This is a genomic window from Enterobacter sp. NFIX59, from assembly GCF_900113755.1.
Taxonomy (GTDB): Bacteria; Pseudomonadota; Gammaproteobacteria; order Enterobacterales; family Enterobacteriaceae; genus Enterobacter; species Enterobacter pseudoroggenkampii.
The window spans coordinates 1402806-1421392 of the sequence record NZ_FOQN01000001.1 but is presented as its reverse complement, the minus strand read 5'-3'; the positions used below and the strand labels follow the sequence as shown (position 1 = coordinate 1421392).

Below are 18587 nucleotides of genomic sequence, written 5' to 3'. Positions count from 1 at the left end.
ACAACACCATGCCTGCGCTCATCAGACTCTGTTTCATTCTGTCACCCTCGTTCAGTTCTGCATTCAGAGTGACAGAGAAAAATTAAGCCAACATTAACGGTTCGACGGTTAATGCGTGCTTGCGGAGGAAAAGAGCCAAAATGCGATCCCCGTCATCGCAAACGAGCCGAGCATGTTAATCGCGATGTTCGCCAGTGCCCAGCCGATACGGCCTTCCTGAAAGAGAAACACGACTTCTGCGGAGAACGTCGAGAAGGTGGTTAACCCGCCGCAGAAACCCGTCGTAATCAGGACTTTCCACATCGGGTCGATGTGCGTCATTCGGTTAAACCAGGCCAGACCCATGCCAATGATAAAGGCACCAATCAGGTTAGCGGCCAGTGTCCCCATAGGAATCGCCTGATGAAGAGGATTAAACCGCATACTCAGAAACCATCGCGCAACGCTACCCGTTCCCCCACCAATAAAAACGGCTAAAAGTAGTTGTAACACGCTAAATACCTGCTATTTGATGTGTAAGAGAAGCGAGTTTAACGCCGTTTATGATGAGGGGACAAATATGTATGTTGCGGTAGGGCAATTTGCGGTCACGCCTGACTGGCAGGCGAACGCGATAACATGCGTCAACCTGATGCTGCAGGCCCGGCAGAAAGGCGCGTCGCTGCTGGTTCTCCCTGAAGCGCTGCTGGCCAGGGATGATAATGATCCGGATTTATCGGTGAAGTCCGCGCAGTCGCTGGACGGCGAATTCTTGCAGCAACTGCTCGCCCAGAGCGTGGGCAATACGATGACGACGATCTTAACGATCCATGTCCCCTCAACGCCGGGTCGCGCAGTCAATACGCTTGTGGCTATCCGTGGCGGGGCCATTGTCGCACGCTACGCCAAGCTGCATCTCTATGATGCGTTCAGCATTCAGGAGTCGCGGCGCGTTGACCCCGGAGACAGTATCCCACCGCTTCTGGAGATTGACGGATTTAAGATCGGGTTGATGACCTGCTATGACCTGCGTTTTCCCGAGCTGGCGCTCCATCTGGCGCTGCAGGGTGCGGACGTACTGGTACTCCCTGCCGCGTGGGTTCGCGGGCAGTTAAAAGAGCACCACTGGGCAACGCTGCTTGCGGCGCGTGCGCTGGATACAACCTGCTATGTGGTTGCCGCAGGGGAATGTGGCACGAAAAACATCGGGCAAAGCAGGGTGGTCGATCCGCTGGGGGTGACGATCGCCGCCGCCGCTGAAGCCCCGCATTTGCTGGTGGCGGAGCTAAACTTAGAGAGAATTACGCTTGCACGTCAGCAACTACCTGTTCTTCGCAATCGTCGGTTTGCGCCACCGCAATTATTGTGATGTTTTTTTCAACAATGCTTGATTCACCTTGTTACAGATTGCTATTGTGTGCACGCGCTAAATGACCGTTAATACAATCAGGTTTTGGCGCTGAATGCAGCCTGTTTTAAGTAAAGAAGGTATCTATGGGTGAGATTAGTATTACCAAACTGCTGGTGGTTGCCGCACTGGTCGTCCTGCTGTTTGGTACCAAGAAGTTACGCACGCTGGGTGGTGACCTGGGGGCTGCCATCAAAGGCTTTAAGAAAGCGATGAACGACGATGATGCAGCGGCGAAGAAAAGCGCCGAGGATGACGTCCCGGCAGACAAGCTTTCTCACAAAGAGTGACAGCAACGCCTGAGGGCTTGCGAAAAAAAACCGGCTCATGAGGCCGGTTTTTTTGTATTACTGTAAAAGAATATTACAGCATTATTTAACTTCTTCGCCTTTTGCCTGCATATCGGCATGGTATGAGGAGCGAACGAACGGGCCGCAGGCTGCGTGGGTGAAGCCCATCGCCATCGCTTCGGCTTTCATTTCATCGAACTCGTCCGGGCTAACGTAGCGCTGTACCGGCAGGTGGTGACGGCTTGGCTGCAGATACTGCCCCAGGGTCAACATGGTCACACCGTGGCGGCGAAGATCACGCATCACCTCAATGATTTCCTCATTGGTTTCACCCAGCCCCACCATCAGACCAGACTTGGTCGGAATATGCGGATGCGCTTCTTTGAAACGCTCCAGCAGTTTCAGAGACCAGTTATAGTCAGCACCCGGGCGGACCTGACGGTAGAGACGCGGCACGTTCTCCAGGTTGTGGTTAAACACATCTGGCGGCGTTGCTGTCAGGATATCCAGCGCGCGGTCCATACGGCCACGGAAGTCAGGCACCAGCGTCTCGATTTTGATGTTAGGGCTTTTCTCGCGAATGGCCGTAATACAGTCGGCGAAGTGCTGAGCACCACCGTCACGCAGATCGTCACGGTCAACGGAGGTGATAACCACATAGCGCAGCGCCATGTCAGCAATGGTCTGCGCCAGTTTCTGGGGTTCGTTAGCATCAGGTGCGACTGGACGGCCATGAGCAACATCGCAGAACGGGCAGCGGCGGGTACAGATAGCACCCAGAATCATAAACGTCGCGGTACCGTGATTGAAACATTCAGCAAGGTTCGGACAAGAGGCTTCTTCACACACGGAGTGAAGGCCATTCTTGCGCATCGCCGCTTTGATCCCCTGGATACGCGAAGAGTCGGCCGGAAGTTTGATTTTCATCCATTCCGGTTTTCTTAACAGCGCCTCGCGCTCTGTAGCCACGTTTTTAACCGGGATAAGGGCCATTTTATCGGCATCGCGGTATTTAACACCGCGTTCCATCACAATGGGTTTACTCATAGCGTGCGTGTTCCAGTTGCGAATATCGAAGGAAAGCGTTTCAATTCAAGGGAATGTTGTATTTATCAACTATTTTTGAACGAACGACAGGCAGTATATCATTGAAACGGTCGTTAAAGCAGCCTGCCAGATCGCCAATTTGTAAAATAGTTGTTGTTTTGTGCCTTTCGCCCTGCCTGGTGCAGGGTCTTGTGCTGGCTAAACCTGTCAGAAGGCCTGACGGATAATGCGGATGACGTTTTCCAGAACCGGGTCGCGTAAACTCAGCTTGTTGTAATGCAGTGAAATCTCGATTGATTCCGCATTAAGCTGACTGAGTGGAATGCTCTCCAGTGGCCAGCATTTTTGTAGCAGGCTGTACAGGCGCGATGGCATAACGCACAGCATATCGCTGCTGCCGATCAGCGATGCGGTGGTAAACATATTGTAACTGCTGAAGCTGATCTGACGTTCCGGGAAAATTTCATCAATACGCTGACGAAGGGCGTGGTTAGACTGCCCTTCGGTCATGAAAGACGAGTGGTCGTAGTTGCGCAGGTTTTCGATGGTCAGCGGTTCGCTGAGAACCGGATGCTGCTGCCGGCAAACCAGCACCAGGTTATCCGAATAGAGCACATTTTGACCCAGCGCTCTGGCACTGAAGCTGCCGCTTTCAATAATCAGGTCCGTCTGGAACTGGGCAAGCTGAATGTCAGGTTCATTGAGCGGCACATTACGAAGCAGGAGCTGCGGAGCATGCTCTTTCACGGCCTGGAAGATCGCCGGCATCACCAGCACACCCACAGAAGGGGAACAGCCGATGGTGATGGTTCTCTGCTTATCATAGCTCCCGGTTAAATCCAGTGCGCCCAGAATCGACTCCAGCCCCTGGCTGATGTACTCGTGGAGATGCGTGGCGTAAGCCGTCGGCGTTACCCCCTGGCCCTTACGGATAAATAACGGGTCAGGAAATATAGCGCGTAGCTTTTGGATTGACTGACTTATTGCTGATGGCGTGAGATTAAGAATTTTCGCAGCGTTAACGATACCTTTATGGACATATACTGCCTCAAAAATAGTCAGTAAATTGAGATCAATATTACGTAAAGTCCGAAAAATTTGCGGCTTGTCTTCGCCACCAGGTTCATTCAGTCGTTTGGCTGGTAAATTATTATACTCCACGCTTTCACCCCGTATACATTCACAATATGAATGATAGTTGAATTTATTTATTATGCTTGTAGAGATTCGTAAAGTGTTGGTTTTGTATCACTTGTTTATCAAAAGCAAACAGTTGTGTGATAATTGCTCACGTTACTTATGCCGTGTTTGCCGAGCTTTCTGGAGGCTAAATAATATGTAGCGGTAATATTCGGGCGCTTCGAAAATATAGAATCTGTGGATTATTGTAAAGTGCAAAAGCGGTAAATAAACAGTGGCCCGTCAAATTATCGAGCCCTGTTGTACGATATATTAAGCAGGGATATATTCGTGTGGGGGATTGTTAAGTAGCGCTAACACGTTCTTCAAAAGCACGGGACGAATATGTTCGGGCGTAGCGGCTTCTACCCACTGGCGCATTTGCGTCATTTCCATGCCGGCGTAGCCGCAGGGGTTTATGCGCTGGAACGGCGCGAGATCCATATTAATATTCAATGCCAGGCCATGGAATGAGCAGCCTTTTCGAATACGCAGCCCCAGGGAGCAGATCTTCATTTCCCCAACGTAAACGCCCGGCGCATCGGCACGCGGATGCGCGTCAATACCATATTCCGCCAGCGTGTTGACGACGGTTTGTTCCAGTAAAGTGACCAGTTCACGCACGCCCAGCTTTCTGCGCTTCAGATTGAGCAGGACGTACATCACCTGCTGCCCGGGCCCATGGTACGTGACCTGACCGCCGCGATCGCTCTGAATAACCGGGATATCTCCCGTCATTAATAGATGTTCTGCTTTACCCGCCTGACCCTGCGTAAATACCGGCAGGTGTTCGACCAGCCAGATTTCATCTGGGGTGCTGTCATCGCGTGAATCGGTGAAGTCATGCATGGCCTGGGAGACAGGCTCATAAGGTTGCAGCCCGAGGTGACGGACCAGAATTTTATCCTGATACAAAACTGCGTCTCCGAAGACGAGGGACAAAAGGTGTGGGGGGAGTATATCACAGCGGGGAGAAGGGTTACCCGGCAAACCGGGTAACCGCAAAGGGACTACAGTACCATACGAACGATTTCGATATTGCCGAGCTCTTCGTACAGCGTCTCAACCTGCTCAATGTGTGTCGCAGTGATGGTGATAGAAACCGAGTGGTAGTTGCCCTTGCTGCTTGGTTTTACTGACGGAGAGTAGTCACCCGGCGCATGGCGCTGTACCACTTCAACCACCTGATCAACCAGCTCAGGTTTCGCCAGACCCATTACTTTGTAGGTAAATGGGGTAGGGAATTCAAGCAGTTCGTTAAGTTTGGTTTTCATGTCAGCTCCGGCGTAACGTCAAAAAATAATAACTCCCACGTCAGGTGGGAGTTATCAGGATACTTAGTATATGGGGATCAAAATCACACTTTCAAGTGTTCGATTTTTAACCAAACCAGTGGTGGAACATCAATTTAATGTAATCAATGATTTTGCCGAAGAAATTGCCTTCAGGAATTTCTTGCAGGACAACCAGCGGACGCTGATCGATCGTTTTTCCATCCAGCTGGAAGTTGATCGTGCCTACAACCTGGTTTTTCTGCAGTGGAGCGTGCAGCTCGGTGCTGTTCAGCACGTAGCTGGCTTTCAGATCCTTCATACGACCGCGCGGAATGGTCAGGTAGAGGTCTTTATCAACGCCGAGAGAAGCACGGTCGTTGTCGCCGAACCAGACGGGTTCAGACGCAAACTCTTTGCCTGCTTTCAGTGGATTCACGGTTTCGAAGAAACGGAAGCCCCAGGTCAGCAGCTTCTTGCTTTCTGTCTCACGACCTTTAAAGGTGCGGCCGCCCATCACGGCAGAGATCAGACGCATCTGACCTTCAGTAGCAGAGGCCACCAGGTTGTAGCCCGCTTTGTCGGTGTGGCCAGTTTTAATGCCGTCAACGTTCAGGCTGTTATCCCACAGCAGGCCGTTACGGTTGGTCTGACGAATACCGTTGAAGGTAAACTCTTTTTCTTTGTAGATAGAGTATTCGTTAGGGACATCGCGGATCAGCGCCTGACCAATCAGGGCCATATCACGTGCGGAGCTGTACTGACCGTCTGCGTCCAGGCCGTGTACGGTCTGGAAGTGGCTGTTTTTCAGACCCAGCGCGGTAACGTAGCTGTTCATCAGACCCACGAAGGCATCCTGGCTACCGGCGGCGAAATCGGCCATCGCCACGCAGGCATCGTTACCCGACTGCAGGTTGATACCACGAATCAGCTGGGAAACAGGAACCTGCATACCCGGCTTCAGGAACATCAGAGAGGAACCTTTGAAGACAGGGTTCCCGGTTGCCCACGCATCGTTACCGATGGTGACCAGATCCGATTCTTTGAATTTACCTGCCTTCATCGCCTGGCCGATAACGTAGCTGGTCATCATTTTGGTCAGGCTGGCCGGATCACGGCGGGCATCGGCATTCTGTTCTGCCAGCACTTTGCCAGAGTTGTAATCGATCAGGATGTAGGATTCCGCATCGATTTGCGGAACGCCAGGGATCATGGTCTTGATATTCAGGTCATCGGCGTGAGCTGCAGAAAGAGCAGCCGCGCAAAGGGCCGTGGTCAGCGCCATGCGCTGCACAAAACGAGCAGAAAAAGTGGTCTTCATGGTCAGAACTACGACATCCGTGATGGAATTAAAAAAAGTGCCTTACTATAGCAAATGCTATTCAGGCAGGCATCCGACTTTAAGCATGAGTTTGTGAATGTGTTTTACACTAACTGACAATTCGGATACCGCCGGTTAATTACTTCGCAACAGCGATAAATGACTGAAGTTGAGCTTCATTCTGCAGACGCTGCTGTAGGGAGGCTGCCTGCGATTTGCTGGCAAACGGCCCCATCTGAATGCGCCAGACCGTGCCGTTCTGCTCAACGCGTCCTGGTACGCCAAACTGCTGGCTCAGACGCTGTTGATACTGTTTGGCCCGGGCCTGATCGCTCACTGCGCCTACCTGAACCACATAGTTTCCGCTGGCCGCTGCTGGAGCTGCCACCGCCGCACTTTGCGTGGCCGCTGGTGCCGTTACGGGAGCCGGCTGGGTCGCTGGCGCAGCGACGGGAGCAGGGGCTGGAGTGGGTTCACTGCCTTCCAGCACGCCCGCGGCTAAGGTCGTCGGTGCGCCAAGAAAGCCGCTACTCTTTACCGGTGCGCCGGTAGCATCCTCGCTTTGCAGCGTGTCATTGCTGATCGGGCGTATTTCTCCTCCCGGCTGAGCAGGCTCTGCCGGAGACGAGACGCTTCCCATTCCGCCGTCAAGATTTGGGCGGTCAGGAAGGGCATAGGTCTGTTTCGCCACTGTTGTACACGCGGTACCCGGTCCGGAGAGCGAACCATCCTGCGCGACGATAATCGGGTCAATACGAACTTTGGTGTTGTTCGAGGTGTTCAGGCGATCGGCAGACGCGCGCGAGAGGGAGATCACCCGGTCATTCCCGTACGGGCCGCGATCGTTGATACGCACGACAATCATGCGGCCATTCGCCAGGTTGGTGATACGGGCGTAGCTCGGAATCGGCAGCGTTGGGTGTGCCGCCGTCAGTTGCATTGGGTCGAACGCCTCCCCGGAAGCCGTCAGGTTACTGCCTGGCTCGGCATCATAAATGGCGGCAAAGCCTGCCTGACTGAAACGGGAAGGATCCTGAACAATTTTATAGCTTTTGCCGTCGCGCTCGTAATCCTGATTGGCACTGGCATTCAGCGGTTCATAAACGGGATCGGCACCGCTGATTTCAACGATCGGGCCATTACACACCGCAGGCTGCGGCGGCGCGACGGTTGCCTGTTGCTGACCATCATCACTTGTGCAGGCCGCAAGTAAACTTGCCGCGATGCAGATCCCCAGCCACTGCTTACGCATTCCGATCCCCTTATTTTTATACGCTTTTTGACAACATTTTTCTGTGGGTATGGATCGACATCACGATACCAAACCCGGCCATCAACACGATCAGTGCCGAGCCTCCGTAACTCACCAGCGGCAGCGGTACGCCTACCACCGGCAGAATACCACTCACCATACCAATATTTACGAAGACATAAACGAATAAAATCAGCATCAACCCGCCAGCCATGACGCGACCAAACGTGGTTTGTGCACGCGCTGCAATCCACAATCCCCGCATGATCAGCAGGACATACAGCGCAAGAAGTATCAGAATGCCAACCAGCCCCAGCTCTTCCGCCAGTACGGCAAAGATAAAATCGGTGTGGCGTTCCGGTAAAAATTCCAGCTGCGACTGCGTACCGTGCAGCCAGCCTTTACCGCGCAGGCCCCCGGAGCCAATTGCAATCTTCGACTGAATAATATGATAGCCCGCGCCCAGCGGATCGGTTTCCGGATCGAGTAGCATCATGACGCGCTGGCGCTGGTAGTCATGCATCAGGAAGAACCAGAGGATAGGGATGAACGCCGCAATCAGCACCACCGCGATACCAATCAGGCGCCAGCTCAGTCCCGACAGGAACAGGACAAACAGGCCGGAGAGGGCAATAAGGATTGAGGTCCCCAGGTCAGGCTGTGCCGCAACCAGCAGCGTTGGCAGGAAAATCAGCACCAGCGCGATAGCGGTATTCTTCAGAGACGGCGGACAGACATCGCGGTTGATAAAGCGTGCCACCATCAGTGGCACGGCGATTTTGGCAATCTCCGAGGGCTGGAAGCGGACAATCCCCAAATCCAGCCAGCGCTGCGCCCCTTTTGATATGGCGCCAAACGCATCTACCGCAACCAGCAAAATAATACAGAAGATGTAGAGGTAGGGCGCCCAGCCTTCGTAGACGCGCGGCGGGATCTGCGCCATCACCACCATAATGATCAGACCCATGGCAATCTGGCCAATTTTGCGCTCCATCATGCCGATGTCCTGGCCGCTCGCGCTCCAGATAACCAGGGCGCTGTAAACCAGCAGGGCCAGCAGGATCAGCAGCATGGCTGGGTCGATGTGGATTTTGTCCCACAGCGATTTTTTATTTGGATTATCCGTCATGATTATTGGTCCTCCGCCGCAGCGGCGGCCGGGTTTTCAGCCGGCAGTTCGGTGTTGTTATCACCCAGCATAATGTGGTCAAGGATCTGGCGCATGATGGTCCCTACAGCTGGACCGGCACCGCCGTTCTCCAGAATCATCGCCACCGCGACCTGCGGGTTATCATAAGGGGCAAACGCCGTCATCAGCTTATGGTCACGCAGACGTTCAGCAATGCGGTGCGCATTATAGGTTTCGTTGGCTTTCAGACCGAACACCTGCGCAGTACCGGATTTCGCGGCCACTTTGTACGGCGTACCGGTGAAGTACTTATGCGCGGTACCGTTGGGGCGGTTTGCCACGCCGTACATACCGTCTTTCGCAATTTCCCAGAAGCCGGAATGAATGTCACCCACCGGCGCCTCATGCGGCTGGTTCCACGGCACTTTTTTGCCGTCTTCAACCGTGCTCTGTAGCAGATGAGGCACTTTTACCACGCCGTCATTGATGAGGATCATCATGGCCTTGTTCATCTGAAGCGGTGTTGCCGTCCAGTAGCCCTGGCCGATACCCACCGGAATGGTGTCACCCTGATACCACGGTTTTTTAAAGCGCTTCAGCTTCCATTCACGCGTTGGCATGTTGCCAGAACGTTCTTCGGAAAGGTCAACGCCGGTGTAATGCCCGTATCCGAATTTGCTCATCCACTCTGACAGGCGGTCGATCCCCATGTCATACGCCACCTGATAGAAGAAGGTATCCGCAGATTCTTCCAGCGATTTGGTGACGTTCAGATGACCGTGGCCCCATTTTTTCCAGTCACGATAGCGTTTATCTGAACCAGGCAGTTGCCACCAGCCCGGGTCAAACAGACTGGTATTACGGTTAATGACGCCGGCACTCAGCGCAGAAACCGCCACGTACGGCTTAACCGTTGATGCCGGCGGATAAACCCCTTGCGTCGCGCGGTTCACCAGCGGCGTGTTCGGGTCATTCAGAAGACCGGAATAGTCCTTACTGGAAATGCCGTCAACGAACAGGTTCGGGTCATAGCTGGGCATAGACACCATTGCCAGAATGCCGCCGGTACGAGGATCGGTGACCACAACGGCTGCACGGCTGCCCGCCAGCAGGGTTTCGATATACTGCTGCAGCTTAAGGTCGAGGGTCAGATAGACGTCATGCCCCGCCTGAGGAGGGACTTCTTTCAGCTGGCGAATCACGCGGCCGCGGTTGTTAACCTCAACTTCTTCATAGCCGGTTTGCCCGTGCAAAACGTCTTCGTAGTAACGTTCGATCCCCAGCTTACCGATATCGTGTGTTGCAGCGTAGTTTGCCAGCTTGCCGTCTTTATCAAGGCGGTCGACGTCTTTGTCGTTAATCTTGGAGACGTAGCCAATCACATGCGTCAGCGCGGAGCCGTAGGGGTAGTAGCGACGCTTGTAACCCTTCACTTCAACGCCGGGGAAGCGGTACTGGTTTACCGCAAAGCGGGCTACCTGGACTTCCGTCAGGTTGGTTTTAACCGGGATGGAGGTGAAACGGTGAGAGCGGGAGCGCTCTTTTTTGAAGGCCGCGATATCGTCATCGTTAAGGTCGACAACGCTTTTCAGCGCTTCCAGCGTATCCTGAACATTATCAACTTTTTCCGGCATCATCTCGATTTGATAGATGGTGCGGTTTAACGCCAGCGGCGTGCCGTTACGATCGTAAATAATGCCGCGGCTGGGAGCGATAGGCACCAGCTTGATACGGTTTTCGTTTGAGCGCGTCTGGTAGTCGGTAAAGCGGACAATTTGCAGATTATAAAGGTTGGCGATCAGCACGCCGGTAAGCAGCAAAATCCCGGTAAAGGCGACCAGCGCCCGGCGCACAAACAGCGCGGACTCAGCCGTATAGTCGCGAAAAGAATTCTGTAGTTTCATCCGCTGCTTAATCTACCCTGGTCAGTCATTACTCGCGGTGATAGGGGTGGTTGGTAGTAATGCTCCACGCGCGATACAGGCTTTCTGCCACCAGTACCCGAACGAGCGGGTGGGGAAGTGTCAGCGCGGAGAGGGACCAACTTTGTTCAGCCGCCGCTTTGCAGGCGGGGGATAACCCTTCTGGACCGCCAATCAACAGACTGACGTCACGGCCATCCTGCTTCCAGCGCTCCAGTTCGTGCGCCAGCTGCGGCGTATCCCAGGGTTTTCCTGGAATATCGAGGGTGACGATGCGGTTTTTGCCTGCGGCAGCCAGCATCAGTTCGCCCTCTTTATCGAGAATACGTTTGATATCCGCGTTCTTGCCGCGCTTACCGGCGGGAATTTCCACCAGTTCGAACGGCATGTCTTTTGGAAAACGACGCAGATATTCAGTAAAACCGGTTTGTACCCAGTCCGGCATTTTGGTGCCGACGGCGACCAGCTGCAACTTCACGCATTAACCCCAGAGTTTTTCCAGCTCATACAGGCGACGGCTCTCGTCCTGCATGACGTGGACAATCACATCGCCGAGGTCGACAACCACCCAGTCAGCCGTTGCTTCACCTTCAACACCCAGTGGCAACAGTCCTGCTGCACGCGATTCCTGAACCACGTGATCGGCAATCGAAACAACATGACGCGTAGATGTACCGGTGCAGATGATCATGCAGTCGGTAATACTGGATTTACCCTTAACGTCGATAGCGATGATGTCCTGACCTTTCAGGTCATCAATTTTGTCAATAACAAAATCCTGGAGTGCTTTACCCTGCAAGTTTTCCCCCTGGGGTGAATGAGATTGTAAAACGTTGAATTCGTAGCCAGACAGTATACCTGAACTCACGCCTGTGTCGGGACAAATGTCTCCGACCGGGCTTTTGAAGGCGGGTATCATCCCACCCTCTGCCTGAGATTGCATCGCCATTTTTGTAAAACAATTTCTGTAAAGCAATGATCGGCGGGAAAGTCTGGCAGCGGAGAATAACAGTATGGCTTAACCTGTCAAGGCAGGATAAACAATAAGCCGCTTTTTATGCCCTCCGGCTATTCATCTGCGCTTTTCTGATACAACCCGTGCGTATGGATATACGCCAGCACCGGGGCTGGCAGTAGATCGTCACAGGTTAAACCCTGCTGTAAACGCTCACGTATGAGGGTTGCAGAGATATCGAACCACGGCGTTTCCGCCAGATAGATCTTCCCGGCAGGCCGATTGTGAAGATCTTCAACATTATCGGTGAGATGATCTTCCAGCCACTGCTGGTACTGCGCTTCTCGCATGGTCAGAGGATAGCCAGGGCGGCGGCAGACGAGCAGATGGCTGTTCTCCAGGATGGTTTCATACTGATGCCATGTGGGTAAATTCAGCAGGGAATCCTGGCCGATGATAAACGCCAGCGGCTGGTCTGGACCCTGTTCTGTGCGCCACTCCTGAAGCGTCTGTGACGTCCAGGAGGGCGTGTCGCGACGCAGCTCACGCTCATCAAGTTGGAAGAGCGGTTTATCTTCGATGGCAAGGGCGAGCATCGCTTTTCGCTGCTCGCTGGTCGCCTCCGGCTGTGGACGATGGGGCGGAACATTATTGGGCATGATGGTGACGCGCTGAAGGCCGATCAAATTCGCCAGAATTTCAACCGGCTTCAGATGCCCGTAATGTACCGGGTCGAAGGTGCCGCCATACAGGGCCTGTAAAGAGTGCATACTATCCATCAATAAAAACGTCTGCCAGCGCCTTGTGGCAGAGCAGCAGAGAAAGGCTTTCCAGCTCCGCCCAGACTGACTGGCCGTAATCTTGTTTTAACGTGAGCTCAGCGCGCATCAGAAGCTGTACAGCCTGACGAAGCTGTTCATGACTCAGGCGGTTGACGGCCTCGGTGGTCAAAGCCCGGCGATTTTGCCACACGCGGTGTTTATCAAACAGCGAACGCAGCGGCGTATGGGCAGACTGACGCTTGAGCGTAATCAGCAGCAGTAATTCGCGCTGAAGCGTACGCAGCAGAATAACGGGTTCGCTCCCTTCAAGACGCAGCTGTTGCAGAATATGCAGGGCGCGTTTGCTTTTTGCCGACAGTAGCGCGTCCACCCAGTGGAACGGCGTGAAGTGCGCCGCGTCGTTAACGGCCTGCTCGACGCGCGGCAAGGTCAGCTTGCCATCCGGCCAGAGCAGGGAGAGTCTGTCAAGCGCCTGCGCCAGGGCCAGCAGGTTACCTTCATAGCAGTAGCACAACAGTTGATTCGCCGCATCATCCAGTTGAAGGTTGTTCTGCTTCGCTCTCGCTGACACCCATTTGGGCAGATGCGCCTGCTCAGGCGTCTGACAGGTGACCTGCACCGCGTGGGCTGCGATCTGGGTAAACCACGCCGCGTTTTCCTGGGCTTTGGTAAGCTTGTTGCCACGCACAATAAAGAGCAGATCGCTGTGTAACAGGCTGACCAGCGTAGCGAGCTGCTCGTTCATGGCCGCGTTAGGACCATTTTCCGGCAGCAGGATCTGAATAGTCTGGCGCGAGGCGAAAAGGCTCATCGCCTGACAAAGCGAGAAGAGGGCGTTCCAGTCGGTGTTGTTGTCCAATTGGACGGTGTGGTGTTCATCGAAGCCCTGCGCGGCGGCGGCATGCCGCACGGCATCCTGGCTTTCCTGAAGTAATAACGGATCGTTTCCAAGAAGCAGATACGCCGCGCGCAGCCCTTCATTGAGCTGCGCGCGGAGTTGTTCAGGATACAGCCTGATCATCATTTACCCAGAGAGTTAGCAGCAGGAAGCGTGCCAGCAACCGGTTTTTCAACGATGTCAGATCCTTGTTTAGTTGACGCTGCAATACTTGGCAGTTTACGGATCAGCTGTTCCGCTGCCTTGTCGTACATTTCGTTGATGATAATCTGCTGTTCGGCATCTTTTGCCAGCGCTGTCTGCGGGTTATCGAAGAACGAACGGTATACTTTCGTGCTGATCGGGTAGATGTCTTTACCGGGGATCAGGACTGCCGCGTCGACCGTCAACACCATCTGATACTCAGCTGTACGTCCATCCTGGAAGATAGAGGCTGTATCTCTCGACAGGCCGCCACCTATAACACGCAGAGACGGTACATCCTGGCGCAGGGTTTGTTTTTCGACAATCTCTACGCCGTTGAGACGCAGCTGATTACGAATGGCCCGGCTGAGTGGGCCATTCGGATCTGGTGAGTCGAAAATCATCGTTTTCATCTCAGCGGGCACCGCCGTGGTATTGCGCAGGTGCCAGCCACAGCCAGCGGTGACAAGCACCGCCAGTGATAAGAGTATTGTTGCCAGTTGTCGCACGTTTCCTCCCGCGCTTAGCCAACGACCAGATTGAGCAGTTTACCCGGTACGTAGATCACTTTACGTACGGTAACGCCCTCAAGATATTTTGCGACCAGAGGTTCCTGGCCCGCGCGCTCGCGAACCTGTTCTTCGGTTGCATCGACCGCCACGGTAATTTTACCGCGGACTTTGCCGTTCACCTGGACCACGACCAGCGTCGTGTTTTCCACCATCGCTGATTCGTCAGCCTGCGGCCACGGCGCGTTGTCGATATCGCCTTCGCCTTTCAGCTCCTGCCACAGGGTAAAGCTAACGTGCGGCGTGAACGGGTTCAGCATGCGAACAACGGCCAGCAGCGCTTCACGCATTAAAGCACGATCCTGCTCGCCGTCCTGCGAAGCCTTCGCCAGCTTGTTCATCAGTTCCATAATAGCCGCAATTGCGGTATTGAAGGTCTGACGACGACCAATATCATCGGTCACTTTTGCAATCGTTTTATGAACATCGCGACGCAGCGCCTGCTGATCTTCAGTCAGTGCGGCGGCATTCAGCGCCGGGGCATCGCCCAGGGCGGTGTGTTCATAAACCAGTTTCCAGACGCGTTTCAGGAAGCGGTTCGCGCCTTCAACCCCCGACTCCTGCCATTCCAGGGTCATGTCCGCCGGAGAGGCAAACATCATGAACAGACGCACGGTATCCGCACCGTAACGCTCAACCATCACCTGCGGATCGATACCGTTGTTTTTAGACTTGGACATCTTGCTCATGCCGGTGTAGACCAGTTCATGACCTTCGGCGTCTTTTGCCTTCACGATACGGCCCTTCTCGTCGCGCTCGACGATCGCATCAACCGGAGAAACCCAGTTACGCTCGCCGTTGGCACCGACGTAATAGAAGGCATCCGCCAGCACCATGCCCTGGCACAGCAGCTGTTTTGCAGGTTCGTCAGAGTTCACCATGCCAGCATCGCGCATCAGCTTGTGGAAGAAGCGGAAGTAGAGCAGGTGCATGATGGCGTGTTCGATACCACCGATGTAGATATCTACCGGCAGCCAGTAGTTTGCCGCTTTGGAATCCAGCATACCTTCCTGATACTGCGGGCAGGTGTAGCGCGCATAGTACCAGGATGACTCCATAAAGGTGTCAAAGGTGTCGGTTTCACGCAGCGCAGGCTGGCCGTTGACGGTGGTTTTTGCCCACTCAGGATCGGCTTTGATCGGGCTGGTGATGCCGTCCATGACGACGTCTTCCGGCAGGATCACCGGCAGCTGATCTTCTGGCGTTGGCATCACGGTGCCATCTTCCAGCGTCACCATCGGGATTGGCGCACCCCAGTAACGCTGACGGGAAACGCCCCAGTCGCGCAGACGGAAGTTAACTTTACGCTCACCCACGCCAAGGGAGGCCAGCTTATCGGCGATGGCGTTGAAGCCTTCTTCGAAGCTCAGACCGCTGAATTCACCGGAGTTGAACAGGGTGCCTTTTTCAGTCAGCGCGTTTTCGGACAGGTCTGGTTCAGAACCATCGGCGGCCAGAATAACGGCTTTAATCGGCAGGTTGTATTTGGTGGCAAACTCGTAGTCGCGCTGATCGTGGCCCGGAACAGCCATTACCGCACCTGTACCGTACTCCATCAGCACGAAGTTCGCTGCCCAGACCGGGATCGCTTCGCCAGTCAGCGGATGCTTAGCATAGAAGCCTGTCGCAACGCCTTTTTTCTCCATCGTCGCCATGTCGGCTTCGGCCACTTTGGTGTTGCGGCACTCATCGATGAAGGTAGCCAGTTCCGGATTGTTTTCTGCCGCTTTCTGCGCCAGCGGGTGACCTGCAGCCACGGCCAGGTAGGTCGCGCCCATGAAGGTGTCCGGACGGGTGGTGTAGACAGTCAGAGTCTGGTCGTAGTTCTCAACGTTGAAGGTAATCTCCACACCTTCAGAACGGCCGATCCAGTTGCGCTGCATGGTCTTCACGGTATCTGGCCAGTGGTCCAGATTATCCAGATCGTTCAGCAGCTCATCAGCGTAAGCGGTGATTTTGATAAACCACTGTGGGATCTCTTTACGCTCAACTTTGGTGTCGCAGCGCCAGCAGCAGCCATCGATAACCTGTTCGTTCGCGAGAACGGTCTGGTCATTCGGACACCAGTTAACGGCAGAGGTCTTCTTATACACCAGGCCTTTTTTGTACAGCTCGGTGAAGAACTTCTGCTCCCAGCGGTAGTATTCCGGGGTACAGGTTGCCAGCTCGCGGCTCCAGTCATAGCCAAAGCCCAGCATTTTGAGCTGGTTTTTCATGTACGCGATGTTGTCGTATGTCCACGGGGCCGGTGCGGTGTTGTTTTTGACCGCCGCGCCTTCCGCAGGCAGACCGAACGCATCCCAGCCGATAGGCTGCAGAACGTTTTTGCCCAGCATACGCTGGTAACGTGCGATCACATCGCCAATGGTGTAGTTACGCACATGGCCCATGTGTAGTCGACCAGAAGGATAGGGAAGCATCGACAGGCAGTAATACTTCTCTTTGCTCTCGTCTTCGGTTACTTCAAAGGTGCGCTTCTCGTCCCAGTGTTGCTGGACTTTTGATTCTATCTCTTCCGGGCGGTATTGCTCTTGCATGGCAGCCAGTGGTCCTGTTTTCAATACAGCTACAAATGTAGCCAATGGATGTGGTCATTCAGATCCGCATAGCATAGCCCAAACGCCCGCGTCAAAACAGCCTTTCGCACAAATGCGCTTTGCAGGAAATTACCGGGTCTGTGCTTCACCTGACAAAGCGGCGATGAAATAAGGTCTATTATTAGAAATAGTTACTTACCCGGGAGGCAAAATGATGAACAAGGTTGCTCAATTTTACCGCGAACTGGTGGCGACACTGACGGAACGACTGCGTAACGGCGAGCGCGATATCGATGCGCTGGTGGAGCAGGCGCGTGCCCGCGTGTCGCAAACGGGTGAGTTAACGCGAACCGAAGTGGAAGAGGTGACGCGCGCCGTGCGTCGCGATCTGGAAGAGTTCGCGCGCAGCTACCAGGAGAGCCAGGAGGAGGTCACGGACAGCGTTTTCATGCGGGTGATCAAAGAGAGCCTGTGGCAGGAGCTGGCCGATATTACGGATAAAACGCAGCTGGAGTGGCGCGAGGTCTTTCAGGATTTGAACCACCATGGTGTCTATCACAGTGGTGAGGTAGTCGGGCTGGGAAATCTGGTGTGCGAGAATTGCCACCACCATATTGCGGTGTATACGCCGGAGGTTCTGTCGCTGTGCCCAAAATGCGGCCACGATCAGTTCCAGCGTCGTCCGTTTGAGCCCTAGGTAAAAGCGCAGGTTTGCTCCCTCTCCCCATGGGAGAGGGTCGGGGTGAGGGCATCAGGCCGCACAAGGTAAAAGCAAAACGGCAACATGGTTGCCGTTTTTAGTGTGTGCTCCCTCTCCCCGTGGGAGAGGGCCGGGGTGAGGGCATCAGGCCGCACTATAGTAAGCCAGTCTTTCCGCCAGCAAATCCACAAACGCCTCCCTGTCGATGTCCACCATCACGGTAGTATTCGGCTTATTCCCCGTCAGCGAGTAATAATCCACCACCGTCATTCCCTGGGTGTATTTTCCCTGCGTTTCCACGCCAACCCAGCGGTCAACCGTGGTGAATATCTCAGGCTTTAACAGCCAGGCAATGGTGCACGGGTCGTGCAGGGGCGCGCCGTGGAAGCCCCACTTCTCGGCTTTGTGATACTCCATAAAGAAGTCGAGCAGCTCGGCCACGGTTGTCGCGACCGGATTACCAACGGAACGGAAGCGCTCAATATCGTCCGCCATAATCTGCGCGCGATGGGTAACGTCCAGTCCCGCCATTACAATCGGTAAGCCGGACTGGAAGACAATCTCAGCTGCTTCCGGGTCGACAAAAATGTTGAACTCCGCCGCAGGGGTCCAGTTACCCAGCCCCATGGCCCCGCCCATGATGACGATACGGGCTATTTTGCTGTGCAGTTCAGGGTAGCTGTTCAGCAGCAGCGCGACGTTGGTTTGCGGCCCGGTAGCCACCAGCGTCACGGGTTCCGCGCTCTCGCGCAGCACCTTCGCCATCAGCTCCACGGCGGTGCAGTTTTGCGGCGTAAAGCCCGGCTCCGGCAGCGCCGGACCGTCCAGCCCGCTTTCACCATGCACGTTATCCGCGATAATTAATTCACGCATCAGGGGCTTGAGGGCTCCACCAGCGACGGGAATATCGGTGCGCTTGAGCAACGTCAGCATACGTAAAACGTTACGCAGGGTTTTATCCGGCGTCTGGTTTCCGGCAGAAGAGGTGACGGCTTTGACGTCGAGTTCAGGGGAGGCAAGTGCAAGGACGAGCGCGATCGCGTCATCATGACCCGGATCGCAATCGAGAATAATAGGCTGTGCCATAGCGTTCTCCATACGTAGCGTTATTTTGTGACAAGGTTAACGCTGCAATGTGACGCCGACGAGAGGAAGTGAGTGAAAG

19 protein-coding genes are annotated in these 18587 nt (G+C 54.4%); 3 read left to right on the top strand and 16 right to left on the bottom strand.

Annotated elements, in window-relative coordinates:
- Positions 1 to 108: 108 nt before the first annotated feature.
- A complete protein-coding gene (gene crcB / locus BM007_RS06955; RefSeq protein ID WP_024907010.1) occupies positions 109 to 492 on the bottom strand; it encodes a fluoride efflux transporter CrcB in 384 nt (127 codons plus the stop codon).
- A 67-nt stretch (positions 493 to 559) separates the two neighbouring features.
- Here crcB and BM007_RS06950 point away from each other — a divergent pair, with 67 nt between their 5' ends.
- Both BM007_RS06950 and tatE read left to right on the top strand, forming a co-directional pair.
- Positions 560 to 1348: a deaminated glutathione amidase gene (locus BM007_RS06950; protein WP_061715760.1), complete on the top strand. Its 789-nt coding sequence runs from the start codon at positions 560 to 562 to the stop codon at positions 1346 to 1348.
- A gap of 125 nt (positions 1349 to 1473) precedes the next feature.
- Complete coding sequence (gene tatE / locus BM007_RS06945; protein WP_023310742.1) at positions 1474 to 1677, top strand: twin-arginine translocase subunit TatE; 204 nt, start codon at positions 1474 to 1476, stop codon at positions 1675 to 1677.
- A gap of 81 nt (positions 1678 to 1758) precedes the next feature.
- Here the strand turns inward: tatE and lipA are convergent, their stop codons facing one another.
- The 14 genes from lipA to leuS all read right to left on the bottom strand — a co-directional run bounded on the left by lipA (position 1759) and on the right by leuS (position 16722).
- Positions 1759 to 2724 carry a lipoyl synthase gene (lipA, locus tag BM007_RS06940; RefSeq protein ID WP_024907012.1) on the bottom strand — a complete coding sequence of 322 codons (966 nt, stop codon included), beginning with the start codon at positions 2722 to 2724 and terminating at the stop codon, positions 1759 to 1761.
- Between the two features lie 207 nt (positions 2725 to 2931).
- Positions 2932 to 3885, bottom strand: a complete 954-nt coding sequence (locus BM007_RS06935; protein ID WP_024907013.1) for a YbeF family transcriptional regulator — start codon at positions 3883 to 3885, stop codon at positions 2932 to 2934.
- A gap of 291 nt (positions 3886 to 4176) precedes the next feature.
- Complete coding sequence (gene lipB / locus BM007_RS06930) at positions 4177 to 4818, bottom strand: lipoyl(octanoyl) transferase LipB (RefSeq protein WP_024907014.1); 642 nt, start codon at positions 4816 to 4818, stop codon at positions 4177 to 4179.
- Between the two features lie 95 nt (positions 4819 to 4913).
- Entirely contained in the window at positions 4914 to 5177 is a 264-nt protein-coding gene (gene ybeD, locus BM007_RS06925; protein WP_003858718.1) for a DUF493 family protein YbeD, read from the bottom strand.
- Between the two features lie 106 nt (positions 5178 to 5283).
- The gene (gene dacA, locus BM007_RS06920) at positions 5284 to 6495 is read right to left on the bottom strand and encodes a D-alanyl-D-alanine carboxypeptidase DacA (RefSeq protein WP_014069323.1); all 1212 of its coding nucleotides are present in this window, start codon (positions 6493 to 6495) and stop codon (positions 5284 to 5286) included.
- A gap of 139 nt (positions 6496 to 6634) precedes the next feature.
- Entirely contained in the window at positions 6635 to 7747 is a 1113-nt protein-coding gene (rlpA, locus tag BM007_RS06915; protein WP_061715759.1) for an endolytic peptidoglycan transglycosylase RlpA, read from the bottom strand.
- Positions 7748 to 7763: 16 nt separating this feature from the next.
- Positions 7764 to 8876 carry a peptidoglycan glycosyltransferase MrdB gene (mrdB, locus tag BM007_RS06910; protein WP_008501037.1) on the bottom strand — a complete coding sequence of 371 codons (1113 nt, stop codon included), beginning with the start codon at positions 8874 to 8876 and terminating at the stop codon, positions 7764 to 7766.
- A gap of 2 nt (positions 8877 to 8878) precedes the next feature.
- Positions 8879 to 10780 (bottom strand): peptidoglycan DD-transpeptidase MrdA, encoded by a 1902-nt coding sequence (mrdA, locus tag BM007_RS06905; RefSeq protein ID WP_032649564.1) that lies wholly within the window; start codon positions 10778 to 10780, stop codon positions 8879 to 8881.
- Positions 10781 to 10808: 28 nt separating this feature from the next.
- Positions 10809 to 11276, bottom strand: coding sequence for a 23S rRNA (pseudouridine(1915)-N(3))-methyltransferase RlmH (rlmH, locus tag BM007_RS06900; RefSeq protein WP_003858701.1), 468 nt, complete (start codon positions 11274 to 11276; stop codon positions 10809 to 10811).
- Positions 11277 to 11279: 3 nt separating this feature from the next.
- On the bottom strand, positions 11280 to 11597 hold the full coding sequence (gene rsfS / locus BM007_RS06895; protein WP_023334893.1) for a ribosome silencing factor: 318 nt from the start codon (positions 11595 to 11597) through the stop codon (positions 11280 to 11282).
- A gap of 269 nt (positions 11598 to 11866) precedes the next feature.
- A complete protein-coding gene (gene nadD / locus BM007_RS06890) occupies positions 11867 to 12532 on the bottom strand; it encodes a nicotinate-nucleotide adenylyltransferase (RefSeq protein ID WP_024907017.1) in 666 nt (221 codons plus the stop codon).
- A complete protein-coding gene (holA, locus tag BM007_RS06885) occupies positions 12525 to 13556 on the bottom strand; it encodes a DNA polymerase III subunit delta (protein ID WP_024907018.1) in 1032 nt (343 codons plus the stop codon). Before holA ends, nadD begins: the two co-directional genes overlap by 8 nt.
- Positions 13556 to 14125 carry an LPS assembly lipoprotein LptE gene (gene lptE / locus BM007_RS06880; protein ID WP_024907019.1) on the bottom strand — a complete coding sequence of 190 codons (570 nt, stop codon included), beginning with the start codon at positions 14123 to 14125 and terminating at the stop codon, positions 13556 to 13558. The genes holA and lptE overlap by 1 nt, the downstream gene beginning before the upstream one ends.
- Positions 14126 to 14139: 14 nt before the next feature.
- Positions 14140 to 16722 carry a leucine--tRNA ligase gene (gene leuS / locus BM007_RS06875; RefSeq protein WP_148769603.1) on the bottom strand — a complete coding sequence of 861 codons (2583 nt, stop codon included), beginning with the start codon at positions 16720 to 16722 and terminating at the stop codon, positions 14140 to 14142.
- Positions 16723 to 16936: 214 nt separating this feature from the next.
- On the opposite strand from leuS, the gene BM007_RS06870 reads away from it, so the two are divergent.
- Positions 16937 to 17419 carry a zinc ribbon-containing protein gene (locus BM007_RS06870; RefSeq protein ID WP_023617134.1) on the top strand — a complete coding sequence of 161 codons (483 nt, stop codon included), beginning with the start codon at positions 16937 to 16939 and terminating at the stop codon, positions 17417 to 17419.
- 147 nt (positions 17420 to 17566) lie between these two features.
- Here BM007_RS06870 and rihA read toward each other — a convergent pair whose 3' ends face one another.
- The gene (gene rihA / locus BM007_RS06865; RefSeq protein WP_090417802.1) at positions 17567 to 18508 is read right to left on the bottom strand and encodes a pyrimidine-specific ribonucleoside hydrolase RihA; all 942 of its coding nucleotides are present in this window, start codon (positions 18506 to 18508) and stop codon (positions 17567 to 17569) included.
- Positions 18509 to 18587 lie beyond the last annotated feature (79 nt).